General features: G+C 42.8%; 13 protein-coding genes. All 13 read left to right on the plus strand.

Annotated elements, in window-relative coordinates; all coding sequences use genetic code 11:
• Positions 1 to 153: 153 nt before the first annotated feature.
• The 13 genes from KFK88_RS04405 (at position 154) to KFK88_RS04465 (ending at position 20678) form a co-directional block, all read left to right on the plus strand.
• Entirely contained in the window at positions 154 to 1839 is a 1686-nt protein-coding gene (locus KFK88_RS04405; protein ID WP_223577440.1) for an AMP-binding protein, read from the plus strand.
• Positions 1823 to 4810, plus strand: coding sequence for an aminotransferase class III-fold pyridoxal phosphate-dependent enzyme (locus KFK88_RS04410; protein WP_223577441.1), 2988 nt, complete (start codon positions 1823 to 1825; stop codon positions 4808 to 4810). The genes KFK88_RS04405 and KFK88_RS04410 overlap by 17 nt, the downstream gene beginning before the upstream one ends.
• A gap of 10 nt (positions 4811 to 4820) precedes the next feature.
• Complete coding sequence (locus KFK88_RS04415) at positions 4821 to 6668, plus strand: AMP-binding protein (protein WP_223577442.1); 1848 nt, start codon at positions 4821 to 4823, stop codon at positions 6666 to 6668.
• Positions 6669 to 6678: 10 nt separating this feature from the next.
• Positions 6679 to 6948, plus strand: coding sequence for a phosphopantetheine-binding protein (locus KFK88_RS04420; protein ID WP_223577443.1), 270 nt, complete (start codon positions 6679 to 6681; stop codon positions 6946 to 6948).
• A complete protein-coding gene (locus KFK88_RS04425; protein ID WP_223577444.1) occupies positions 6941 to 8011 on the plus strand; it encodes a 2Fe-2S iron-sulfur cluster-binding protein in 1071 nt (356 codons plus the stop codon). Before KFK88_RS04420 ends, KFK88_RS04425 begins: the two co-directional genes overlap by 8 nt.
• Positions 8012 to 8063: 52 nt before the next feature.
• Entirely contained in the window at positions 8064 to 10412 is a 2349-nt protein-coding gene (locus KFK88_RS04430; protein WP_223577445.1) for an efflux RND transporter permease subunit, read from the plus strand.
• Between the two features lie 11 nt (positions 10413 to 10423).
• A complete protein-coding gene (locus KFK88_RS04435; protein ID WP_223577446.1) occupies positions 10424 to 11611 on the plus strand; it encodes an alkane 1-monooxygenase in 1188 nt (395 codons plus the stop codon).
• A gap of 17 nt (positions 11612 to 11628) precedes the next feature.
• Positions 11629 to 12414, plus strand: a complete 786-nt coding sequence (locus tag KFK88_RS04440; RefSeq protein WP_223577447.1) for an outer membrane lipoprotein-sorting protein — start codon at positions 11629 to 11631, stop codon at positions 12412 to 12414.
• A gap of 23 nt (positions 12415 to 12437) precedes the next feature.
• A complete protein-coding gene (locus tag KFK88_RS04445; RefSeq protein WP_223577448.1) occupies positions 12438 to 13406 on the plus strand; it encodes a beta-ketoacyl-ACP synthase III in 969 nt (322 codons plus the stop codon).
• A 269-nt stretch (positions 13407 to 13675) separates the two neighbouring features.
• Positions 13676 to 15577 (plus strand): DUF1302 domain-containing protein, encoded by a 1902-nt coding sequence (locus KFK88_RS04450; protein ID WP_223577449.1) that lies wholly within the window; start codon positions 13676 to 13678, stop codon positions 15575 to 15577.
• Between the two features lie 20 nt (positions 15578 to 15597).
• Positions 15598 to 16974, plus strand: a complete 1377-nt coding sequence (locus tag KFK88_RS04455; RefSeq protein WP_223577450.1) for a DUF1329 domain-containing protein — start codon at positions 15598 to 15600, stop codon at positions 16972 to 16974.
• 64 nt (positions 16975 to 17038) lie between these two features.
• Complete coding sequence (locus KFK88_RS04460; RefSeq protein WP_223577451.1) at positions 17039 to 18055, plus strand: WD40/YVTN/BNR-like repeat-containing protein; 1017 nt, start codon at positions 17039 to 17041, stop codon at positions 18053 to 18055.
• A gap of 1 nt (position 18056) precedes the next feature.
• Positions 18057 to 20678 (plus strand): efflux RND transporter permease subunit, encoded by a 2622-nt coding sequence (locus KFK88_RS04465; RefSeq protein WP_223577452.1) that lies wholly within the window; start codon positions 18057 to 18059, stop codon positions 20676 to 20678.
• Positions 20679 to 20801: the final 123 nt, after the last annotated feature.

Genomic DNA, 20801 nt, shown 5'->3' on the forward strand with positions numbered 1-20801 from the left:
CCGTATAGTTTTTCAATGTAACTGGTCTTATCTCAGGTGTTTTATTGAAAAATATATTGTTTTTACAGTTTTTACTGGTGTATATTCTTGCGCAGACAAGGATGCATCTAAATATAAATTGAACCGTATAGTTTTGTAAATATTGGAGGGGGTATGAGTAATCATTCGATTATCTCTACAGCATACAAGCACGCTGTTGAAACTAATCCATTGTGGAGGTTTCCGGCGGAATCTAAGCAACTACAGTTGTCTGAGATACTCAAGGATGCAGAGACAGCCGCAGCATTTTTATTAAGTCGTGGGGTGAAAGCGCAGGATCGAATCGGCTTTGTGATGAGCAATTCATCCCAATATATATCGCTGATGCTAGCGAGTTGGATGCTAAATGCTGTTGTTGTTCCACTAAGGCCACAGGGTGGCAAGTACATTAAGTATAATGCTTACCTTTCGGGTATTGATGATATCTGTGATCTTAAAGTTCTCTTTCATGATCCTGAGATCCCTGAAGAAGCAATGGCTGCTTGGGCTGAAGAAAGCGGCAAGCAGGTTTTTGCTACCACTATTCTGGACGGTTTTGAGCATGAGATTGGGAATATTGAAGTAGCAGTGCCGAACAAGGACGATCTGGCTGTACTACAGTTTACATCTGGCAGCACGGGTATGCCAAAAGGGGTAATAGTCACCCATAAAATGGTGATTGAGCAGCTCGAACAGTTGCATGGTAATCACTTTTACTCGCGGCAAGGAAGGAAGGTCGAAGCATCTGGCTCGTGGTTACCGTTAAATCATGATATGGGGTTATTCATTGGTTTTTTACTGCCGCTGTTTGATGGCTGTTCAAATATTCTTGTGCCGACTTCGTACTATATGCGCAATCCAGCACGCTGGTTCAAGCTGATGTCCGAACATGAAGTGGATTTAAACTTCACCACGAACTCAGTCTTATTTTCGAGTTTAAAAAGTATCAAACGTCTGCTCGAAAAAGAAGTTGATCTATCAAAACTGCATATCTACGTGGCTGCTGAAAAAGTGCATCCAAACATTCTGCGAAAAGCTCAAAAATTGTTCAGTAATTTGGGGATGCCGGCCGAAAGTTTCCATATCGGTTATGGCATGGCGGAAAACGCATTAGGGTGTACGCGAACTCCTCACGGAATTATAAAAACATTAAACGTTGTTATTGCTAATGAGAAAGTCTCATTAGCTCGAGAAGACGATCAAGACCAAGTTGAGCTTGTTTCTGTTGGTATTCCCAACGTTAATCATGTCATTACCATTCGAGGCGAGGACGATGAAATACTTCCTGATTTAACTTTGGGTGAAATCAGTATTGTCAGTGATTGTGTGACACCGGGTTATTACAACAATGCTGAAGCAACAGAACTATCTGTGGGTGGTGGTCGCCTCAGAACAGGTGACCTTGGCTTTAGTTATGCTGGAGAGTTCTATTTTTACTCTCGTAAAGACGACATGTTGATTACTAACGGCCGCAATATCGTTCCAGATGACGTCGAAATTGCGGCTGAAGAAATAGATGGTGTTGGAGTGGGTAGGACGTGCTTGTTAGGTATAGAAAGCAAAGAAACAGGTGTCCTAGAAATGACATTATTAGTTGAAGAGAAGCAGAATACGTCAAGTCATGATCTCAAAAAGAAAAAACTTGATATCCAATCTTACGTATACCAGACATGCGATCTGTTGCTCACGAAAATTGTTTTCTGTGAACGCGGAACCATTGAAAAAACATCAAGTGGCAAAAAACGCCGAAAGGTAATACGCCAACGTTATATTAACAATGAAACGAATTTAATAGGGACAATAAATGACTGTGCAGCATAATTATAATGACTTTTGTAAGCCAAAATTAAACAAGCTCTTATCTGCTTTAAAGTTAGATAAGAACTACATCAAAGCTGAAGGAAATTATCTTTTTACGGACGATGGAAAGGAAGTGATCGACTTTGTCGGTGGCTTTGGGGTTTCTATTCTAGGACATAATCATCCGACGTTGATTAATGAGATGAAGGCTGCGCTAGACAATAGGGTCGCTATTAACAGCCAGTGTTCGGTAAGAAGTGAGTCGGCTAACTTGGCTCAGTTGCTGAATGAATACATAGATAATGGTCAAAACTATAAGGTTAATTTTAGTAATAGTGGTGCAGAAAGTGTTGAGGCAGCGATAAAGCATGCCTATAAAGTACACTTCGATAAAGTTCGTCGAGAGTACGAGCGGATTACAAGAATACTCAATGACTTTTACTATAAAGTTGAGCGCGAAGGGATTGATGTAGAGTTACCTGGTGATGAGAATGATTTAATTGATTTCCGCAACGATCTTGATGAGTACAACCTTAATCAATTTGAGAGCTTTCAAAAGTCGCCGGTAATAGCAGGGCTCAAAGGAAGTTATCATGGCAAGACATGCTCACCTTTGAAGGTGACATTCAATAAATCTTATCGGGAAGGTTTTGAAGGCTTATCCTCAATTCAATCTGCATTTGTTGATCATGATAAGCCTGAGCGTTTAAAAGAGCTAGTCAACGAGATGGCGTGTGTCTTCTATTACCCAGTTTTAGTTGGGGGGAAAGTTGAAATTCACACCCTGAAAATAACTCGTGTCATGGCTTTTATCATGGAAACTTTGCAGGGGGAAGGTGGTATCAAGCCTGTTCCTGAAGAAACCCTGTCTCAATTGGCCAGTATTCACGATGAATTAAAAATACCTTTTATTATTGATGAGATTCAAACTGGGTGTGGCCGCCTTGGTAGTATCTATAGTTATCAAAACACGGCTCTGAATGCTATCGCTCCCGAGTATATCACTCTCAGCAAATCTCTTGGTGGGGGGCTGGTTAAAATCGGTGCAACGCTAATCCGAGGCGATATATACGATCAAGATTTTGGAATTTTGCATACTTCTACTTTTGCTGAAGATGATTTGTCTGCGAGAGTTGCAATTAAAGCTCTAGAGCTACTAAAAGAAAACGATAGTGAGCTTCTTAAGCGCGTTAATGTGCAAGGAGGAAAGTTGCTATCGAGTCTTGAGACCCTGCAGAAACGTTACCCTGAGATCATTAAAAATGTACGCGGCAAGGGGTTGATGATAGGTGTTGAACTCACGCCATTACGCTCCCGCTCACCATTCTTTAGGGCGACCGGTAAGCAGGGTGTTTTATCGATGTTGGTGGCAAGTTATTTGCTTGAGTACCACAACATTCGGCTTTTGGCACCTCTTACAACCATGTTAAAAGGCAATCCGGGAAAAAATCGGATGTCGATTCTGCGGGTCCAGCCACCAGCAACAATTACCGACGAAGAAATAGATGCATTATTAACAGCGTTCACTGAAGTATTAGATATTATTCAGAGCAATAATGAGTACTTACTCGTTGCGCATTTGATTGAGCAAAAGCTGTCCCCTGAGCAGCGTCAAACACCTGTTACGATGGAAGTTAAATGGCCGTTTAATGAAGAGCAAAGTCATATTGATGCCCGTACAGGTTTTATTGTCCACCCAACCAAAGTACAGCACTTAATTGACTACTTCTTCCCGTCTTTTGAGCGTTACGAATGGTCTGAAAGTGCAATGAAAGGGTGGTGGAATAACATTGCACGCTTCTTGGAGCCGGTGCATGTGAAGCGTAATTACATTACGTCGAGGGACTTTATTTTAGAAAACAACTTAGTTTTTGTACCTTACCTACCCGAGTACCTTGTACAGGAAAAAGAAGCGTATCTTGAGCAGGAAGTTCGCGATAAGGTTCAGGATGCAGTCACTATTGCCAAAGAGTTGGGCGATGACAATATCCCAGTATCAATTATCGGGTTAGGTGCTTATAGCTCTATCGTGACTAACAATGGTATTACAGTAAATGATTACGAGTCTCCTATCACAACAGGCAATGCTTACACGGCAGCTTTAACGCTTCAGGGTATGATGTTTGCTGCAAATAATGTGCAGCCCCCGATAGATATTACTCAAGCTGAAGTGTCAGTTGTTGGTGCCGCGGGAAATATTGGTTCAGTCTTGTCGCAAATTCTTGCTTTGCAAGTCGGGCGTTTATGCCTAGTAGGTAGTGGCAGTTCAACCAGCGAATTACGACTCAAGTACGCACGCAAAACTTGTCTAGCTGAAATCATCAAAGCGATAAAGACAGAATTGAACGCTGGTGTAACGTTTGAGCATACTCAGTTGGCTGGTGTGGGTAAAAGGGTATACGAGCTGATTTTAAGCTCAGGTGAAAGCCAGCAGTTGAAATTCTTTAACGATGTTCAAGAACAAGCAGATATTGATTATTTGAGCAAGCAACTAGATTTAATTCTAACCCAGTATCACTCGGATGAGTACGAACAGCTTTTTTTGATCCGCGCTGATTTTAGCCAGTTAAAGTCAAGCGATATTGTCGTTGTTGCGACAAACTCACCAGACGACGAATTAATTAAAACCGACATGGTTCGTCCTGGCGCCGTAGTCTGCTGTGCCTCAGTCCCATCAAACCTTAGTCAGAGCTTCGAGAAAGAGACGAACAAATACCTTGCTTTTGATGGAGGTCTATCTGCATTACCCGAGCAGTCTGAAATTAAGTTCGTTGGCATGCCCGAAAACGGCCTAGCATATGGCTGTTTGGCTGAAACATTAATTTTAGGATTTGAGGGCCAAAACCACTCTTTCTGTAAAGGACCGTTAAGCTCTGAGCACGTTTACCAAGTAATGTCTATGGCAGAAGAACATGGCTTTGAGCTGGGTAACTTGAAATTGAATAACAATGTACTTCTTACTACCAAAGACAGTACAACCGTGAACGCATAAGGACATAACGATGTTTCAGTTTAGTACATTTAAGAAAAAAGATACGTCATTCAAGGTTTATAACTCGATTAGTAGTGTCGCTGATATTTTTGATGAGCAAATGCTGTCATACAGCAAGTCCGTTGCCATACGTTATGACAATGGATCAACCTATGAGTACATGAACTTTGAGCAGTATCGCAAGAATATTAAAGCCATGATTCAGTTTTTTGTGACGGAAAACTGTGAGCAGCAGGTGATCGCCACTTTGTGTAAAAACAGACCGGAGTGGGATATGACCTCAATGGCAACGTTTTACACCGGCAATGTCATTTTTCCACTGGACACCAAAACCAATGACACTGAGTTAAAGCACTTATTAACTCTGAATCCACCGAAGTATATGTTAACGCCACGTGCACAGCTAGAGCGTGTTAGAGGGCTTATTGAAGAGCTAGAACTAGAGACCACTATCCTTCTGGCAGATAGCTATGAAGTGTTCGAAGATATCGGCTTTGAAGTGCCTGAGTTACGTGAAGGGGAGCTGTCTACTCAGTCCATTATTGAGGCGTGCGATGATAATGTCATGGTTGTGTCGAGCCCATTACTAAAAAAAGATGACACAATTTTGGGAAACTATCCAACTTCTGGTACGACAAGTTTACCTAAAATCGTTCAGATCACTCACGGTAATATTGTCGCCGAGGTTAATGAAGCCGTAGATGTTATCAACCTACGTTCTAATGAAGAAGTTCTCAATATCGGGCCTTATACCCACATCGCAACATTGGTTGAGTTTTTAATGACTAAGACTCGAGGCTTTTCGGTGACTTATTTTACCAGAGAGCCTGATGAAGATGATGTTCTTGAAGATGAAATTAAAAAGCTTAAGAAGCTTGGGATAAGAATTAAGGCGTTAATGGCTGTGCCAAAGTTTTGGATCTACGTGCTTAAAGAGTTGCTGGAGGAAATGAAAGGGAAGCCAGTCCTTCGAAATCTTTACAACTACCTGATTAGCATCGAGAAGAACGCAAACTTACATGATATAGGTACTCTAGATAAAACGAAGTTGACTGCTATGAGGACCTTGCTACGCAATAAGCTCGGTGGATACTTTAGTTATGGTGTGTCTTCTTCAATGAAGCTGGATGGCGCCTTGGTCGAGATCTTCGGTAAGCTTGGAATTACCGTAATTGATATCTACGGTGCAACAGAAGCCTGCGGAATCATTGCCAGAAATAAACTCAACGATGTAAAGCCAGGTTCCTGCGGCAGAATTATCAAACCATTGCAGCACCGGCTCGCCAATATGGTGGAGATTCCGGGTATTGATCAGGAAGTGGGTGAGCTACAAATTAAGGGAGATACCATCATGCACTCCTATCTAGGTATGGATAAAAGTGCCCATCTTGATAGTGACGGCTTTTATAGTACTGGTGACTTATGTTGGTTGGATAGTGAAGGGTATCTTTACATAGTGGGCAGACAAAAAGAGCTGACCAAGTGGGATGATGGTAGTTACATTGATCCTCAACATTTATCGAATATTATGGTGCGAAGTATCTTCATCAAAGATGCTTTAGTAACGCGTCTCAAGCCTGAAGATGATTTCTTAAGTGTTTATGTCTACCCCGATTACAAGCGTCTTAATAAAGATAAAGAGTATCAGGAAGATCTTAAGGCTGGTTTGTCGCCAAAAGAAGCATTAAGAAAAAGAATTGAGGAAGCGATTGATTATGCTCAATCTATAGTGAATATCACTCCAGAGTTAAGTAAGAAAACCATCTACTTACTGCCCAAGTCATTAGAGCGCACACCTACGCACAAAATTAAGTTTTTGTTTGAGTTGGAGCGCTTGCATTTAGCTGAAGAGATTTAAGGAGTCACGGATGACATTCTTATATAAGCTGATTTCACTCTGCCAAGAGTATGAAATTATCCCTGCAAATAATATCGAACATCAATTGGATGCTGATTTACTAGAGAGCGGCATCATTGATTCGATGGGTGTAGTGATGTTTCAGGAACTTCTGAGTGAGAAGTTCGGTATGGATGTGCCAACGGAAAAGTTCATTATTGAATTAAGAACCTTAAGGGCTATTGCTGGGTATGTACAGCTTCAGTTAACAGAGGAAGAGTTGGAGTTGGCCTGTGCTTAAACATCTATTCCAACGTAAATCTAGGGAAACTCTGAGTTGTGAGATTCTAAACTCAGGGTTTGCATTCGACTTACAAGACAAAGCTACCATTCTTCAGTCAGCAATGAATGCTGGAGTGACTATGGCACATAACTGCCAGGTGGGATCTTGTAAAGAATGTTGCTGCAAACTTATTGAAGGGGATATTAAATCTCACGTAGAGCTAGATTACCTTTTTGACAAGGAAGAGATCGAGGCTGGTTACTTTTTACCGTGCCAATCAGTTGCGAAAACAAGTGTTGTGATTGAGTCCTTGAAGGACTTTAGCGATACCGATGGGTACGCGACCGTTTCGGTTGAATCGATTAGAAGCTTAACTCCAAAGATAAAGCGCTTGACGGTAAGGTCGCAAAAACCGATTTACCCAAAGCCAGGTCAATATTGCAATCTAATGTTGCCCGAAAGTGGAGAGTACCGATCATATTCTTTTTCAGAGCAGGATGATATCGAAATGCTCTATAGTTTTGATATTACTCATCATGCAGCTGGCCGTGTTTCTGCACACTTGTTGTCACAAGCCGCTATTGGAAGCGAGATTAAAGTTAGCAAGCCCCACGGATGCTTCTCCCTCAGTAATGCAAAGGGACCTGTATTGTGTATTGTGGCTGGCAGTGGTCAGGGAGCTGTGATGAACATTCTTAGAAGCTCAAAAGAAACGCTGAAACATCGCCCTGTCTTTTTTATGTGCAGCACTAAAACAATGAGTGGACAGTACTCCAAAAGTGATATCGATGAGTTGAATCAATTGAGTGATTGTCATTACATTCCGTTTCTAACCCAAGCCCAACCTAACGACATTCAAACACAGAGTGGCTATACGAGGATCGGGAGAATTCCTCTCCAACTGAAGCAGGAGCTGAGCAAGCTACTTGAGCAGTGTTCATTGAGCAGTGATTTCGAGGATTGGAGTGTTTTGCTATGTGGAGCACCGGGCTTAATCGATGACTCTCTGACTGTGTTAGATGATATGGGCTTTAGAAAAAATCATATTGCTTTTGATAAGTACGAATTGTCTGGAGGCTGAAAAGGTAGCGATAAAGCAGGCTGTCTAATCAGATAAGAATTAGGATTATATTATGTTTATAAAGTTTATTGAGCGGATTTCTCTACAGTATTCATGGCTTGTTTTAGTTGCCGCACTATTGATCAGTTTTGCTTTTGGTGCTGGCGTTAAAAACTTTACTTTTAGTAACGATTATCGTGACTTTTTTAGTGAAGAAAACCCACAGTTAGTAGAATGGGAAGAGCTACAAAAAGTCTATTCAAAGACGGACAATGTTTTGTTTGCGGTGACCTTTGAGGAGGGGACTGTATTTTCTGCTGGTAGGTTACAAGTCATTCATGAGCTTACACAAGCTTCGTGGGAAATTCCTTATGCTACTCGTGTAGATTCAATTACCAACTTCCAAGATATCAAGGCACAAGGTGATGACTTATTGGTTGATGACCTTGTTGAGTCAACGGCCGCTCTTAACGAAGAGCAATTAACTTACATTCAGCGGGTGGCAACAGAGCATCCGTTGCTGGTCAACCGGTTAATTAATCCAAAAGGTACAACCGCAGCGGTTAATGTCACCACATTGTTGTCTGAAAAGCCCCGCGCACAAGTTCAGGAAATTGGTGAGTATGTTTATCAGATGGCAGACGACTTTAGAGCCAAATACCCAGGCGTGAAAATCCATATCTCCGGCGCAGTACCTTATAACTATGCTTTAACTGATGCCTCTAAGCAGGACCTCAAATCTGTCATGCCTTTGATGTATTTGGCCGCATTGGTGTTATTAGGGGGTTTACTGAAAACCATTGGTGGTGTGTTTGCAACATGGCTCATGATCATAATTTCGTTGATTGCGAGCATGGGGGCTGCAGGCTGGGCTGGTATTGTTCTTATGGCACCTTCTTTGAGTGCGCCGACCATTATTATGACTATGGTGGTGGCTAACTGTGTCCATCTTCTGGTGACTTTTTATCAAAAGTTTAGACCTGGCGTTGATAAAAAGTCAGCGATCATAGAAACGTACAAAATTAATATTTCACCAGTGATTGTCACTAATGTAACAACGGCCATTGGCTTTTTAACCATGAACTTTAGTGATGTACCACCTTACCGTGATTTGGGGAATATGGTGGCTGGAGGTTTAATATTTGTGGTTTTATTTAGCTTGTTTGTACTACCAGCGATCATGAATATCTTCCCTCTGAAGCCGAAGAAAGTGGCGGCTCAAAATCGAGAAGGTATTTATGCAAGATTGGCTGACTTTATCGTTACCAGATATAAAGTTGTAATGACCGCTTTTGTATTTTTAGCAACATTCTTGGCGTTAGGAGTTAGCAAACTAGAGTTTAACGATAAGTTTGTCGAATGGTTGGATGACCGTTATGAGTTCCGACAAGATAGTGATTTTATCAATGAAAACCTAACCGGCTTGTATCGTTTGGATTGGTCTCTTGAGTCGGGTGAAAGTAACGGTATTGCGTCACCTGAATACCTACAGGTTTTGGAGAAATTTACCGCTTGGGCGAGAAGTCAGGAAGGCGTTGTTCATGTTCATAGCATGATTGATATTTTTAAAGAAATGAATATGAAGATGCATGGCGGCGACCAAGAGTATTATAGAGTCCCTGAATCAAAAGAGCTGGCCTCACAATTACTCTTAGTTTATGAGCTTTCATTACCCAAAGGATTAGACTTGACTAATACAGTCAATATTTCTAAATCAGCGACCAAATTCGTGATCCGCACCAGTAATATGGATTCACAAGAATTGTTGTCACTAGAGCACCGAGCCAAAGAATGGTTAACAGAGAATGCTCCTGAAAGCATGGTCAGCGAAGCAGCGAGTACCAGTATTCTTTTCGCCAATATTTCTAAAAGAAACATCCAAGCATTGCTTGGCGGGACTCTGATTGCTTTGGCTTTGATTTCAATTCTTCTGATTGCGCCATTACGCAGCGTTAAGTTTGGTGTGATGAGCTTAATACCGAACTTATTACCTGCGCTATTAGGTTTTGGTATTTGGGGGCTACTTGTGGGGCAGGTTGGTTTGGCCATTTCGATTGTTGTAGGTATGACCCTAGGCATTGTTGTCGATGATACGGTTCACTTTTTGAGTAAGTATTTGCATTATCGACGAGAGCGAGGGATGAACACCGCTGCGGCCGTAAAAGAAACCATTATCACAGTAGGGCCTGCTTTATTCGGTACAACAGTGATCTTGGCTACTGGGTTTACCATGCTGGCGACCTCTGGTTTCGAAATTAACTCACAAATGGGAGCTCTAACAGCGATCACCATTGTTATAGCATTTGTTGGCGATTTCTTCTTATTACCGTGCTTGATGATGATATTTGATCGTTCGGCAAAGAAAGTCAGTGATGAGCAGACAGTGGTGGAAGCAAAACCTTTGACAGAGACAGGAAACTAACGGATTAAGCCATGAATGATTATTTGAAATACAGTTATTTACTACTGGTGTTTATACCATTAACGGCTGTTTGTGTATTAGCTGGAGGCTGGTGGAGTTTGATTGCACCAAATGTGGTAATTCTGTTCCACCTAATTTATGACAATGTGTCATCGCCAGACTTACAGACGCGCCCAATAAAGCATAAAGGGATACTGAACTTTATGTTGTATATGCATCTCCCTGCATCCTTGGTTTTAGTCTTTGTACTAGTCTGGCAAGCTGCCCCTGGTGACTTTCTTGGTTTCGGTGCTTGGCTATCAGGACTAACGTCGTTTGATTTATTGCAAGCTCACAATGAGATGAGCTTAAGTCAGTTACTGTCTGCAGCGTTCGCTGTGGGCTTTATTCTAAGTACCAATACATTGGTCGGGCATGAACTGGTACATCGTACTAGCCATAAGTTCTCCATGTTTGTTGGACGCTGGTTACTTGCGATTGTTGGTGATGCCCAGTTTTCGATTTCGCATGTTTACGCACATCATTTGAATGTCGCTACTTACGAAGATGCAGCAACTGCTCGCCGTGGTGAATCGCTTTATGCGTTCTTTTTTCGCTCAAGTATTGGGCAATATCAAGAGTCTTGTGAGATTGAGAAGCGTCGCTTGACCAATAAAGGCGTCTCTTTCTGGTCCTTTAGAAACCGGGTGTTAACGGGGGTTGCAATGACGGTAGTGATTGCAGCTTGTACTACCTTGATTGCTGGATGGCTGGGGCTTTTAGCTTATGGGGTGTTATTGCTCACGTCAAAGTTCTTATTTGAAACTGTTAACTATATTGAGCATTACGGATTGCTTAGAGAAAAAGGCTCCAAAGTAGAGCCTAAACATAGTTGGGACTGCAATACTCGAGCAGCGTCTTACGTATTGTATAACTTAAGTCGTCACTCAGATCATCATGCAAGTGCAACAACGCCTTTTTGGGAGCTAAAAGCGCACCCGAATGTGATGGAACTGAAGTATGGGTACATCGCGCACATGATTTTAGCGATGATTCCTCCTTTGTGGCATCAGTATACGGCACCCAAACTGGCTTACTGGGATCAAAACCTAGCGACAGACGCTGAGCTCGAATTAGCCAAGCAGTCTAACCAAAGTAGTGGTAAGCATATTTTCAATCAAGCAGCTTCAGCACAACTTGCTGAAGAAAATAAATACTAAATCTAACAGGAGTTGTTATGAGACTGATAAGAGCAATAGCTACGTTGACGTTAGCCATCAGCGCGGGGGCACTAGTAGCAGAAACGGACAAAAGTAAAGGTTTAGAAATTATGACCGAGGTTGATCTGCGTGATGAGGGGTTTGACGATTTTTCAGCGAAAATCTCGATGGTATTAGAAGATAATAATGGAAATAAAAGCACGCGTTTAATGGAAGTGAAGAATTTAGAGGTTAAGAATGATGGTGATAAGCGGTTACTAGTGTTTAAGGAGCCTAGTGATGTATCTGGAACAGCACTACTCACTTACTCACATATTCTTGAAGATGATGAGCAGTGGCTATTCTTACCTGCTTTGAAGCGTGTTAAACGAATTTCATCTAGCAACAAGTCAGGGCCTTTCGTAGGCAGTGAGTTTGCTTATGAGGATATGTTATCACAAGAAGTTGAGAAGTATGAGCATGTGTTTATCGGTGAGGATACGTTCAATGGACTTGAGTGTTATGTAGTAGAACGTAAGCCACGCTATGAAAGCTCTGGCTATAATAAGCAAAAGGTCTGGATCGACAAAGAGCATTTCCGTTACCAAAAAATAGAATACTTTGACCATCAGGATTCGCATCTTAAAACACTTGTTCTTAGTGAATATGAACAGTTCCTAGATAAGTTTTGGCGAGCAAAAGAAATGGTGATGACAAATCATCAGACGCAAAAAAGCACCGCCATGTACTGGAAGGAGTTTTCTTTTAGAAACGGTTATGACGACAGTTCTTTTACCAAGAGTGTCTTGAAGCGAAGTCGCTAAGCGACATTGATAGGGAACCTATTGTGGAGTTATACAGTAAAATTAAAGGAGTGGGGAGTTATGTTCCAGCGCATGTGGTGTCAAACCATATGTTAGAGCAGACCCTGGATACAAGCCACGAGTGGATTGTTTCTCGTACTGGAATTGAGGAAAGGCGGATTTCTTCTGATACAGAGTCATCGTCTTATATGGCAATTGAAGCAGCAAGAAAGGCCATCGATGCTGCTGGAGTAAGCCTTGACGAAATTGACATGGTGGTGGTCGGAACCACCACATCTACCTATGTTATGCCGAGCACGGCATGCGAGGTCGCTGCGGGCTTAGGTATTGCGGGAGCAACAGCTTTTGATGTGGCTGCTGCCTGCTCAGGCTTTATTTACGCGGTGAGCGTTGCCGATAAGTTTATTCGAACTGCTGAGGCTCGATGCGTGTTAACCATTGGCGTAGATCGCTACTCAAGATTATGCAACCCCGAAGATCGCAATACCAGCATCTTGTTTGGTGATGGTGCTGGCGCCGCTATTATTAAGCTCAGTGATACCCCTGGAATTGAGTACACTGAACTCGGCTCTGATGGCGGTAGGAGCAATATTTTAACCGCAAAACATCAGGAGCGCCTTCCTTATACAACAGATGGAGATAATGCATACTTACAGATGCAGGGACAGGATGTCTTTAAAACCGCTGTGAGCAAATTTGTCGATCTTATTGAAAGTGTTCAAACCAAAAAAGGTGTTCACCTCGATGATATCGACATGCTGATTCCACACCAAGCTAATATTCGTATTATCAATTCGGTGGCAAAAAGGTATAAGTTGCCCCAAGCTAAGGTGTTTCTTAATGTCCAAAAGTATGGGAACACTTCAGCAGCTTCAGTTGTATTAGCACTAGATGAAGCCATGCAAAGCGGCCAAATAAAAGAGGGAAGTCGGGTGCTTATGTTGGCTTTTGGGGGCGGTTTAACATGGGGTAGTATTCTAGCTACATTTTAAGGAAGCCCCCAGCTTTAATAACAAGGCGTTGTTTACCTGGGATAATATTCAGCGACGATTAATACTCCCCTGTTACCCTAAAACCGAGATGATTTTGTATCAAAATTATTGAGTTTAGACGTCTAAATCCTTCTCACCGTTATATTTCTTGCTTAAAAGTGGAAATTATTGATAGTATGCAAATTAACAAGTGGTATGACGTCTTATGGAAAACCGCTTCCGAATAACGAAATAAACAGTTAATTCCTGTCGATGGGGGAAGGAATTGTATGAATAGAAATAAACCTCTAATGACCTTATCTAAGATAGCTGCTGGTGTTTCACTAGCGGTTGCTGCTTCTGCATCTCAAGCTGTTAATTGGGAAAGTGAGAACTTTGAGTTTAGCTTAGACTCAACAATTTCAGTGGGTGCTAGTATGCGTGTCGAGGAACGTGATCGTAATCTGGTGGGTAAGGCTAACCTTTATCAGCAAGAAACAGGCATGTCGATTACGAATCTGTATGGTTCGGGTGTGGTGCCTGACGGTGCTTGGTCGAATAATTCAGACGACGGTAACCTGAACTTCAATAAAGGTGATTTCTTCTCTCAAGTCATCAAAGGCACACATGAATTTGATATGCGCCACGAAGATGGTGACTACGGTTTCTTTGCTCGTGGTCTTTGGTACTACGACCGCGTGTTAATGGATAAGGAGTTGCGGTTCCGTGACTTAGATACTTATCCAGAAGGTGCTTATGGTGCTGGCGAAACGACTGCTCGAAAAGAACAGGGTTATGATGCTCGCATGTTAGACGTATATGCGTGGGCAAACTTTGAAGTTGGTGATTACAGCATTCTACAAGTACGTCTTGGTGAGCAAGTGGTTAGCTGGGGTGAGAGTACATTTATCCAGCACAGTTTATCGGAAGCGAATGCTGTCGATTTAAGAACGTTAAGAAACCCAGGTGCTGAATTAAAAGAAGCATTTATCCCATCGCGTATGTTATGGGCATCTATCGATCTTTCTGAAAGCTGGTCGGCTCAAGCTTTTTATCAGTTTGAGTGGGAGCCAGTTCGCACCGATGAGCCAGGTACTTATTTTGCAACCCGTGACTTCCTAGGTCTTAAAGGATCTGAGGTTCACTTAGGTTTTGCACAATTCCCAGAGGGTCAGCCCGGTACTGTGGCAATTCGTAGGGATACTCGTGAAGCAGACGATAACGGCCAGTATGGTATGAAGTTGGGCTACTTTACCGAAGGTGGTACTGAGTGGGGCTTCTATTACATGAACTACCACAACCGTCGTCCTATTATTTCTGCTAACGCAGCGGATAATACTGGTACAGTCTACGGTTTCTTAGAGTACCCAGAAGATATTCAAATGGCGGGTGTTAGCTTTAATACTGCTACTGATGGCGGTGTTTCTCTCGCGGGTGAAGTCTCATACCGTATTGATGAGCCTTTGCAGGTGGATGATGTTGAATTGTTATTCGCGACATTAGAGCCAATTGGGCAAATACCAAGCGGTACAAGTCAAGTGGCTAACGGTGTAGGCCTAGGCGAAGAAATTTCAGGCTACCGTTTACACGATACGATTCAAGCGCAAATGACCATAACGAATTTACTCGGCTCTGTATGGGGTTCTGATCAAACTGTGTTCTTAGTGGAATTCGGTATGAACAAGATCTTAGATATGCCAGAGCAAAATGAACTTCGTTATGAGGCTGAAGGCACCTTCCGTTCAGGCAACCCTGCTCGTGGCGTTGACGCAAACGGAAACGGCACCGTAGGCGGTGTTTTTGAATTGGCACCTCCTGGTAGTACTCCTTGTGGCTTTACAAACCCATCGAATGGTCAGCGTGTAACAACTGAGTGTGAAGGCACTACAGACGGCTTTGCTCACGACTTCTCGTGGGGTTATCGTGTTGCCATGCGTTGGGATTACAATGATGTCTTCAGTGGTTGGAACATGCAGCCGCGCATCGTCTTCCAACATGATGTCAAAGGTAATACGCCTGCGCCGATTTCGAACTTCTTAGAAGATCGTCAGTCTTTAGCACTAGGTACTAGTTTCGATTATCAACGCCGTTGGAAAGTTGATTTTGCGTACAACTCATTCTTTGGCGCTGGAGATAAGAACTTAATCTCTGACCGAGATTACGTTTCTCTAGCACTAAGTTACTCATTCTAATAAAAGGGTATTAACAGTTTATGGCTAAGATTATGAATAAATGGTTATTGGCGAGTTCAGTCGCTTCGGTACTCTTTTCAGGCGTGGCTACCGCAAAAGTGTCAGAGGAAAAAGCTGCTCAACTAGGCGGAGACATCTATACTCCAATGGGCTCGGAAAGAGCGGGTAATGCTGATGGTTCTATTCCAGCTTGGACTGGCGGTATTCAGCAAGCTCCTGAAGGGTATGAGGTTGGTGACCACCATCCTGATCCATTTGCTGAAGACGAGATTCAATTCACGATTACTGCGTCTAACTATAAAGAATATGAAGACTTCTTAACCGTTGGTCAGGTAGCTTTGTTTAAAACCTACCCTGAAAACTTCAAGATGCACGTCTATCCAAGTCGCCGCTCAGCTTCATTCCCACAAGGGGTTTATGATGCTATTAAAGCGAATGCTCCTCGAGCAGAGTTGGTAGAGGGCGGTAACGGTATTAAAGGCGCTTCAATTGGTGTGCCTTTCCCTTTCCCTGAAAACGGTCTACAACTTATCTGGAATTCGATTACTCGCTATCGTGGCGTATCAGTAGAGCGTGAAGTAGGTCAGGCAGCACCACTGCCAGACGGTGACTTTGTCTTAGTTAAACTGAAAGACGAGCTTCACCACATTTATAATGAACCTGATATGACTCCTGAGAAGTTGGCTGAAGGGAACGTTCTGTTTTTATTCCGTCAGATCGTAGAAGCTCCAGCTCGTCTTGCGGGTACGGCACTTTTAGTCCATGAAACGATGGACCAAGTAGCAGAGCCTCGTAAAGCTTGGACTTATAACCCAGGTCAACGTCGTGTACGTCGAGCTCCAAATGTCGCTTATGATGCGCCAGGTACTGCCTCTGATGGCCTGAGAACAACTGATGATTTTGATATGTTCAATGGTGCGCCAGATCGTTACAACTGGACAATCAAAGGTAAAAAAGAAGTTTATATTCCTTATAACAACTATAAACTTCACTCGGATGAGTTAGAGTATGAAGAAATCGTCAAGCCGGGCGTTATCAACTCAGACCTTGTTCGCTACGAGAAACATCGTGTGTGGGTGCTTGAAGCTAACTTAAAATCTGAGACCCGTCATCAGTACAAGAAACGTGTCTTCTACATTGATGAAGATAGCTATCAGATTGTAGCTGAAGAAATGTATGACGAGCGCGGTGAACTATGGCGTGTAGCACAAGCATATCCAATTAACTATTATGATGTGCCTACACTGTGGTCTACATTAGAAACTTATTATGATCTTCCTTCTGGCCGCTACCTTGTTATTGGCTTAGATAACCAAGAAGACATGTATAATTTCAATGCTGACTTCAGAGGGTCACACTTTACTCCATCGGCACTGCGTAGAATTGGTCGTCGATAACTACAATATAAGCGGTCGGGTTCACCGGCCGCTTTGCTATTAACACCAAGAAAATATCAAAACAATGAAAAGTTTCCTACAAGTTCTATTTAGTAGCTTGGCTCTAGTAGCATCTTTTTTGACTCAAGCAGAGCCAGCCGTAATCGCACCAAAAGCTAAAGATTCCCTGTTGTTAGACATTGTCAAAGTGACAGACGAACGGTTTGTCACGGTCGGACAGAGAGGCCACATTCTGGTGTCGGACGATAAAGGCATGACGTGGAGACAGGTAGCTGTTCCTGTTGATGTTAATTTAACTGCGGTGGATTTTCTAAACGATAGTCATGGTGTGGCTGTCGGATTTGATCAGACGGTCTTATTGACCGAAGATGCTGGTGAGACTTGGTCTATCAGCCATCAAGAGATTTCTAACTTTCAGCCTGCACTGTTCAGTGTCTTATATACTTCTGAAAATTCCATCACGGCAGTAGGGTCCTATGGCTTGTATCTAGAAACCAAAAATGGTGGTGAGAGCTGGGGCAGTCGTGAAGTGAGTACTTTGAGCGATGTCTATGATGGTTTTAGCCACTTTTATGACATTGAGCAGCTTGATGCCGAGACATGGTACATGGCGGGTGAAAAGTATATTGCTGAGTCTAACGAAGATGGTGATGAATTCAGTAAAGGCATGATTGCTGTTACAAAAGATGGTGGTGAAACTTGGGAAAAACTGAACTCACCTTATGAAGGGTCTTTTTTTGGTATAAAGGTAAAGAATAGCGATATTTACGTCTATGGGCTAAGAGGTAACCTATTCCACTCAACGGATGATGGGGCATCGTGGCAATCGATTAAACTGGGCAGTGAATCAGGCTTCCACGATATGCTCATAGCCGAGGACAATACTTTGGTACTGGTCGGCACCGGCGGCGTTATGGTTACTAAGAAAGGAAGCGATTTAACTCTCAATAAACGAACCGATCTAAAAGGACGCGCTGCGTTAGTTCATGTAAATAATAGTCATTACATCATTGTTGGCGAAGGTGGTGTAGAAACCTACTCGCAGTCAAAAGACAAGCAATCAGTAGATAAAGGTCAATAAGATGGCAAAAAATACACTAGAACCTTTAGTAAAATCCTTATTTTTCTCTAAACGTGGTTTATGGGTGGGGTTATTCGCCATTATCACGGCAGTGATGGCTTATTTTGTCTCACAACTGAGAATTGATGCGAGTTTTGAAAAAAATATTCCCCTGAAGCATGAGTACATGGAAACGTACCTACAGTATCAGGAAGAGTTTGGTGGCGCTAACCGAGTATTTGTAGCGCTAGAGGCAATAGAAGGCGAGATCTTTACCGAAAACTTTTTTGAGGCTTTACGTCAAGCGGATGACCGCGTTGAGGGCATTGAAGGGGTTAATCAATCTCAGGTTCAGTCACTTTTTTCGCCATCGGTGCGTTACATTGAGGCAAGCGAGCAGGGACTAGAGGGTGGGCCAGTCATACCACCTGAATTTGAGCAAGTTAATAAAGATAAAGCCTTCGCAAAAGTTCGAGAAAACATTTTAAAAGCAGGTATACGTGGTCGTCTCGTCTCGAATGATTTCACTTCAGCGATGATTTCAGCGCAATTATTCTCTGAGTATAACGATCCTAATGCTCAACTTAAGCTCGATGAAAATGGTCAGGCTGCGTCGCAAATGGTGCAGACAGACTATGTAAAGGTTGCGCACCAGCTTGAAAAGCTGCGTACTGATATCGAAGCCGAATACCCAAACATTGAAGTTCATATCATCGGCTTTGCTAAGATGATTGGTGATGTGAGCGATGGCGCGGGTAATGTTATTTTCTTCTTCTTGATCGCGTTCTTGATTACCGCCTTATTGGTTTATTGGTATTCTCGCTCGATAAAGCTCACCATTTTACCGCTACTGACTTCCAGCGTTGCGGTGGTATGGCAGTTAGGTATTTTGACTGCTATGGGCTACGGCATCGATCCAATGTCGATCTTGATCCCGTTTCTAATCTTCGCCATTGGTGTCAGCCATGGTGTGCAGATGATCAATGGCGTTCAGCACAATGTTGGCAAGGGATTAAAAGTTTTTGATGCGTCAATCATGGCGTGTGCAGGTCTTATTGTACCGGGTGGTGTTGCGCTGTTGAGTGATACCATAGGCTTCCTGACTTTGCAGCTGATTGAAATTGATATTATTCGAGAGTTGGCGGTAACGGCCAGTATTGGTGTGGCGGTATTGATTCTAACCAACCTGATTTTGCTGCCACTGTTAATCTCATACACACACTTCAGCGATAATTTTGTGCAGAGCGTACAAAAACGTGAAAAGTCTCATGAAGCCATTTGGAATAAATTAGCGGTTTTTGCAAAGCGTCCTATGGCGACGGTGGTTGTGGTTATTGGCATCGTGTTAGGTTTATTGGGTTACTGGGGTTCGCAAAACATGAAGGTCGGAGACTTGCATGCTGGTGCGCCGGCGTTGAAGCAAGACTCGCCCTATAACATTGATACCAAGTTCGTGACAGACAAGTACTCTATTGGCACGGACGTTATCTCGATTTTGGCTGAGACGCGAGCTGATGGTTGTACTTTCTACAATATTATGGAGACCATTGATGACTTTCAGTGGCAGTTAGCGAATGTTGAAGGGGTTCAATCAACATTAAGTTTGCCGCAGATTTCGAAGGTCGTGAACGGATTGTTAAGTGAAGGTAACCTGAAATGGAAAATGCTTCCGAAAGATGAAGCTGTACTTCCTTACACCATTGCTCGCGTTGAAACGAGCACGGGATTATTAAACTCTGGCTGTAGCGTCATGCCAGTGATGGTGTTCTTGAAAGATCACAAAGCAGAAACGATTGAACGGGTGGTAGGCTCTGTAAAATCGTTTAAAGCGGACTATTTAGCAAAAGAAAAAGCAAAAGTGCTTAATGCAGTGTCAGCGAGCTTCACCCAGCTTGACGATAGTCAGAAAACTGTGATCACAAGTCATTTAGACAGTTTAATGACCGATTATTCTGAATTATCTTATAGTGAAGACTCTGATCGTCCGTCACTCGAAGACTACGTGACGGAGCAGTTAGCAAAGAGTTCTGACATTAGTGCTGAGCAGGTGACAGAGATTGAGGCGACGCTGAAAGAGCAATTACCCCCAAGTGGTTTCAAACCTGTTAAGTTCCGACTAGCGACAGGGGCTGTGGGCGTTATGGCTGCGACTAACGAAGCTGTCGAAGCCGCTCAGGTGCCGATGATGATATGGGTCTACTTAGCAGTAACCTTGTTGTGCTTAATAAGCTTCCGCTCGGTCCGTGGCACCATTTGTGTTGTATTGCCATTGGTGGTGGTATCACTCTTGGCTCAAACGTTAATGACATGGCTTGAAATTGGCCTGACCGTAGCAACGTTACCGGTGATTGCATTAGGTGTTGGTATCGGTGTTGATTACGGTATTTACATCTTCTCAAGGATGGTTGGCTTTATCCGTGCGGGACGCTCGGTATCAGATGCTTACTTTGAAACTCTAAAGCTGACGGGTAATGCGGTACTATTTACCGGCTTAACCCTTGCGATTGGTGTGAGTACCTGGATTTTCTCAGCGCTTCAATATCAAGCCGACATGGGAATTATGCTGACGTTCATGTTCCTAGTGAACATGTTGGGTGCAATTTTCTTATTACCCGCATTAGCTGCATTACTCTATCGTCGCTAAACAATCGGAACTGGTTGTAGCAGTTGTAAAAAATGGCACCTTAATACCAAATTAAGGTGCCATTTCTATTCTAAATGTCCTAGAATTAGGTAACGTTGCAGTAACGTGATTTAACCCACATTT

It is taken from the genome of Kangiella taiwanensis, assembly GCF_020005165.1.
Lineage (GTDB): Bacteria > Pseudomonadota > Gammaproteobacteria > Enterobacterales > Kangiellaceae > Kangiella > Kangiella taiwanensis.

Coding starts and splice junctions, on each gene's coding strand:
- KFK88_RS04440 (WP_223577447.1), top strand. CDS start 11,629: ATGAGACTGATAAGAGCAATAGCTACGTTGACGTTAGCCATCAGCGCG.
- KFK88_RS04415 (WP_223577442.1), top strand. CDS start 4,821: ATGTTTCAGTTTAGTACATTTAAGAAAAAAGATACGTCATTCAAGGTT.
- KFK88_RS04430 (WP_223577445.1), top strand. CDS start 8,064: ATGTTTATAAAGTTTATTGAGCGGATTTCTCTACAGTATTCATGGCTT.
- KFK88_RS04410 (WP_223577441.1), top strand. CDS start 1,823: ATGACTGTGCAGCATAATTATAATGACTTTTGTAAGCCAAAATTAAAC.
- KFK88_RS04455 (WP_223577450.1), top strand. CDS start 15,598: ATGGCTAAGATTATGAATAAATGGTTATTGGCGAGTTCAGTCGCTTCG.
- KFK88_RS04460 (WP_223577451.1), top strand. CDS start 17,039: ATGAAAAGTTTCCTACAAGTTCTATTTAGTAGCTTGGCTCTAGTAGCA.
- KFK88_RS04405 (WP_223577440.1), top strand. CDS start 154: ATGAGTAATCATTCGATTATCTCTACAGCATACAAGCACGCTGTTGAA.
- KFK88_RS04465 (WP_223577452.1), top strand. CDS start 18,057: ATGGCAAAAAATACACTAGAACCTTTAGTAAAATCCTTATTTTTCTCT.
- KFK88_RS04450 (WP_223577449.1), top strand. CDS start 13,676: ATGAATAGAAATAAACCTCTAATGACCTTATCTAAGATAGCTGCTGGT.
- KFK88_RS04420 (WP_223577443.1), top strand. CDS start 6,679: ATGACATTCTTATATAAGCTGATTTCACTCTGCCAAGAGTATGAAATT.
- KFK88_RS04435 (WP_223577446.1), top strand. CDS start 10,424: ATGAATGATTATTTGAAATACAGTTATTTACTACTGGTGTTTATACCA.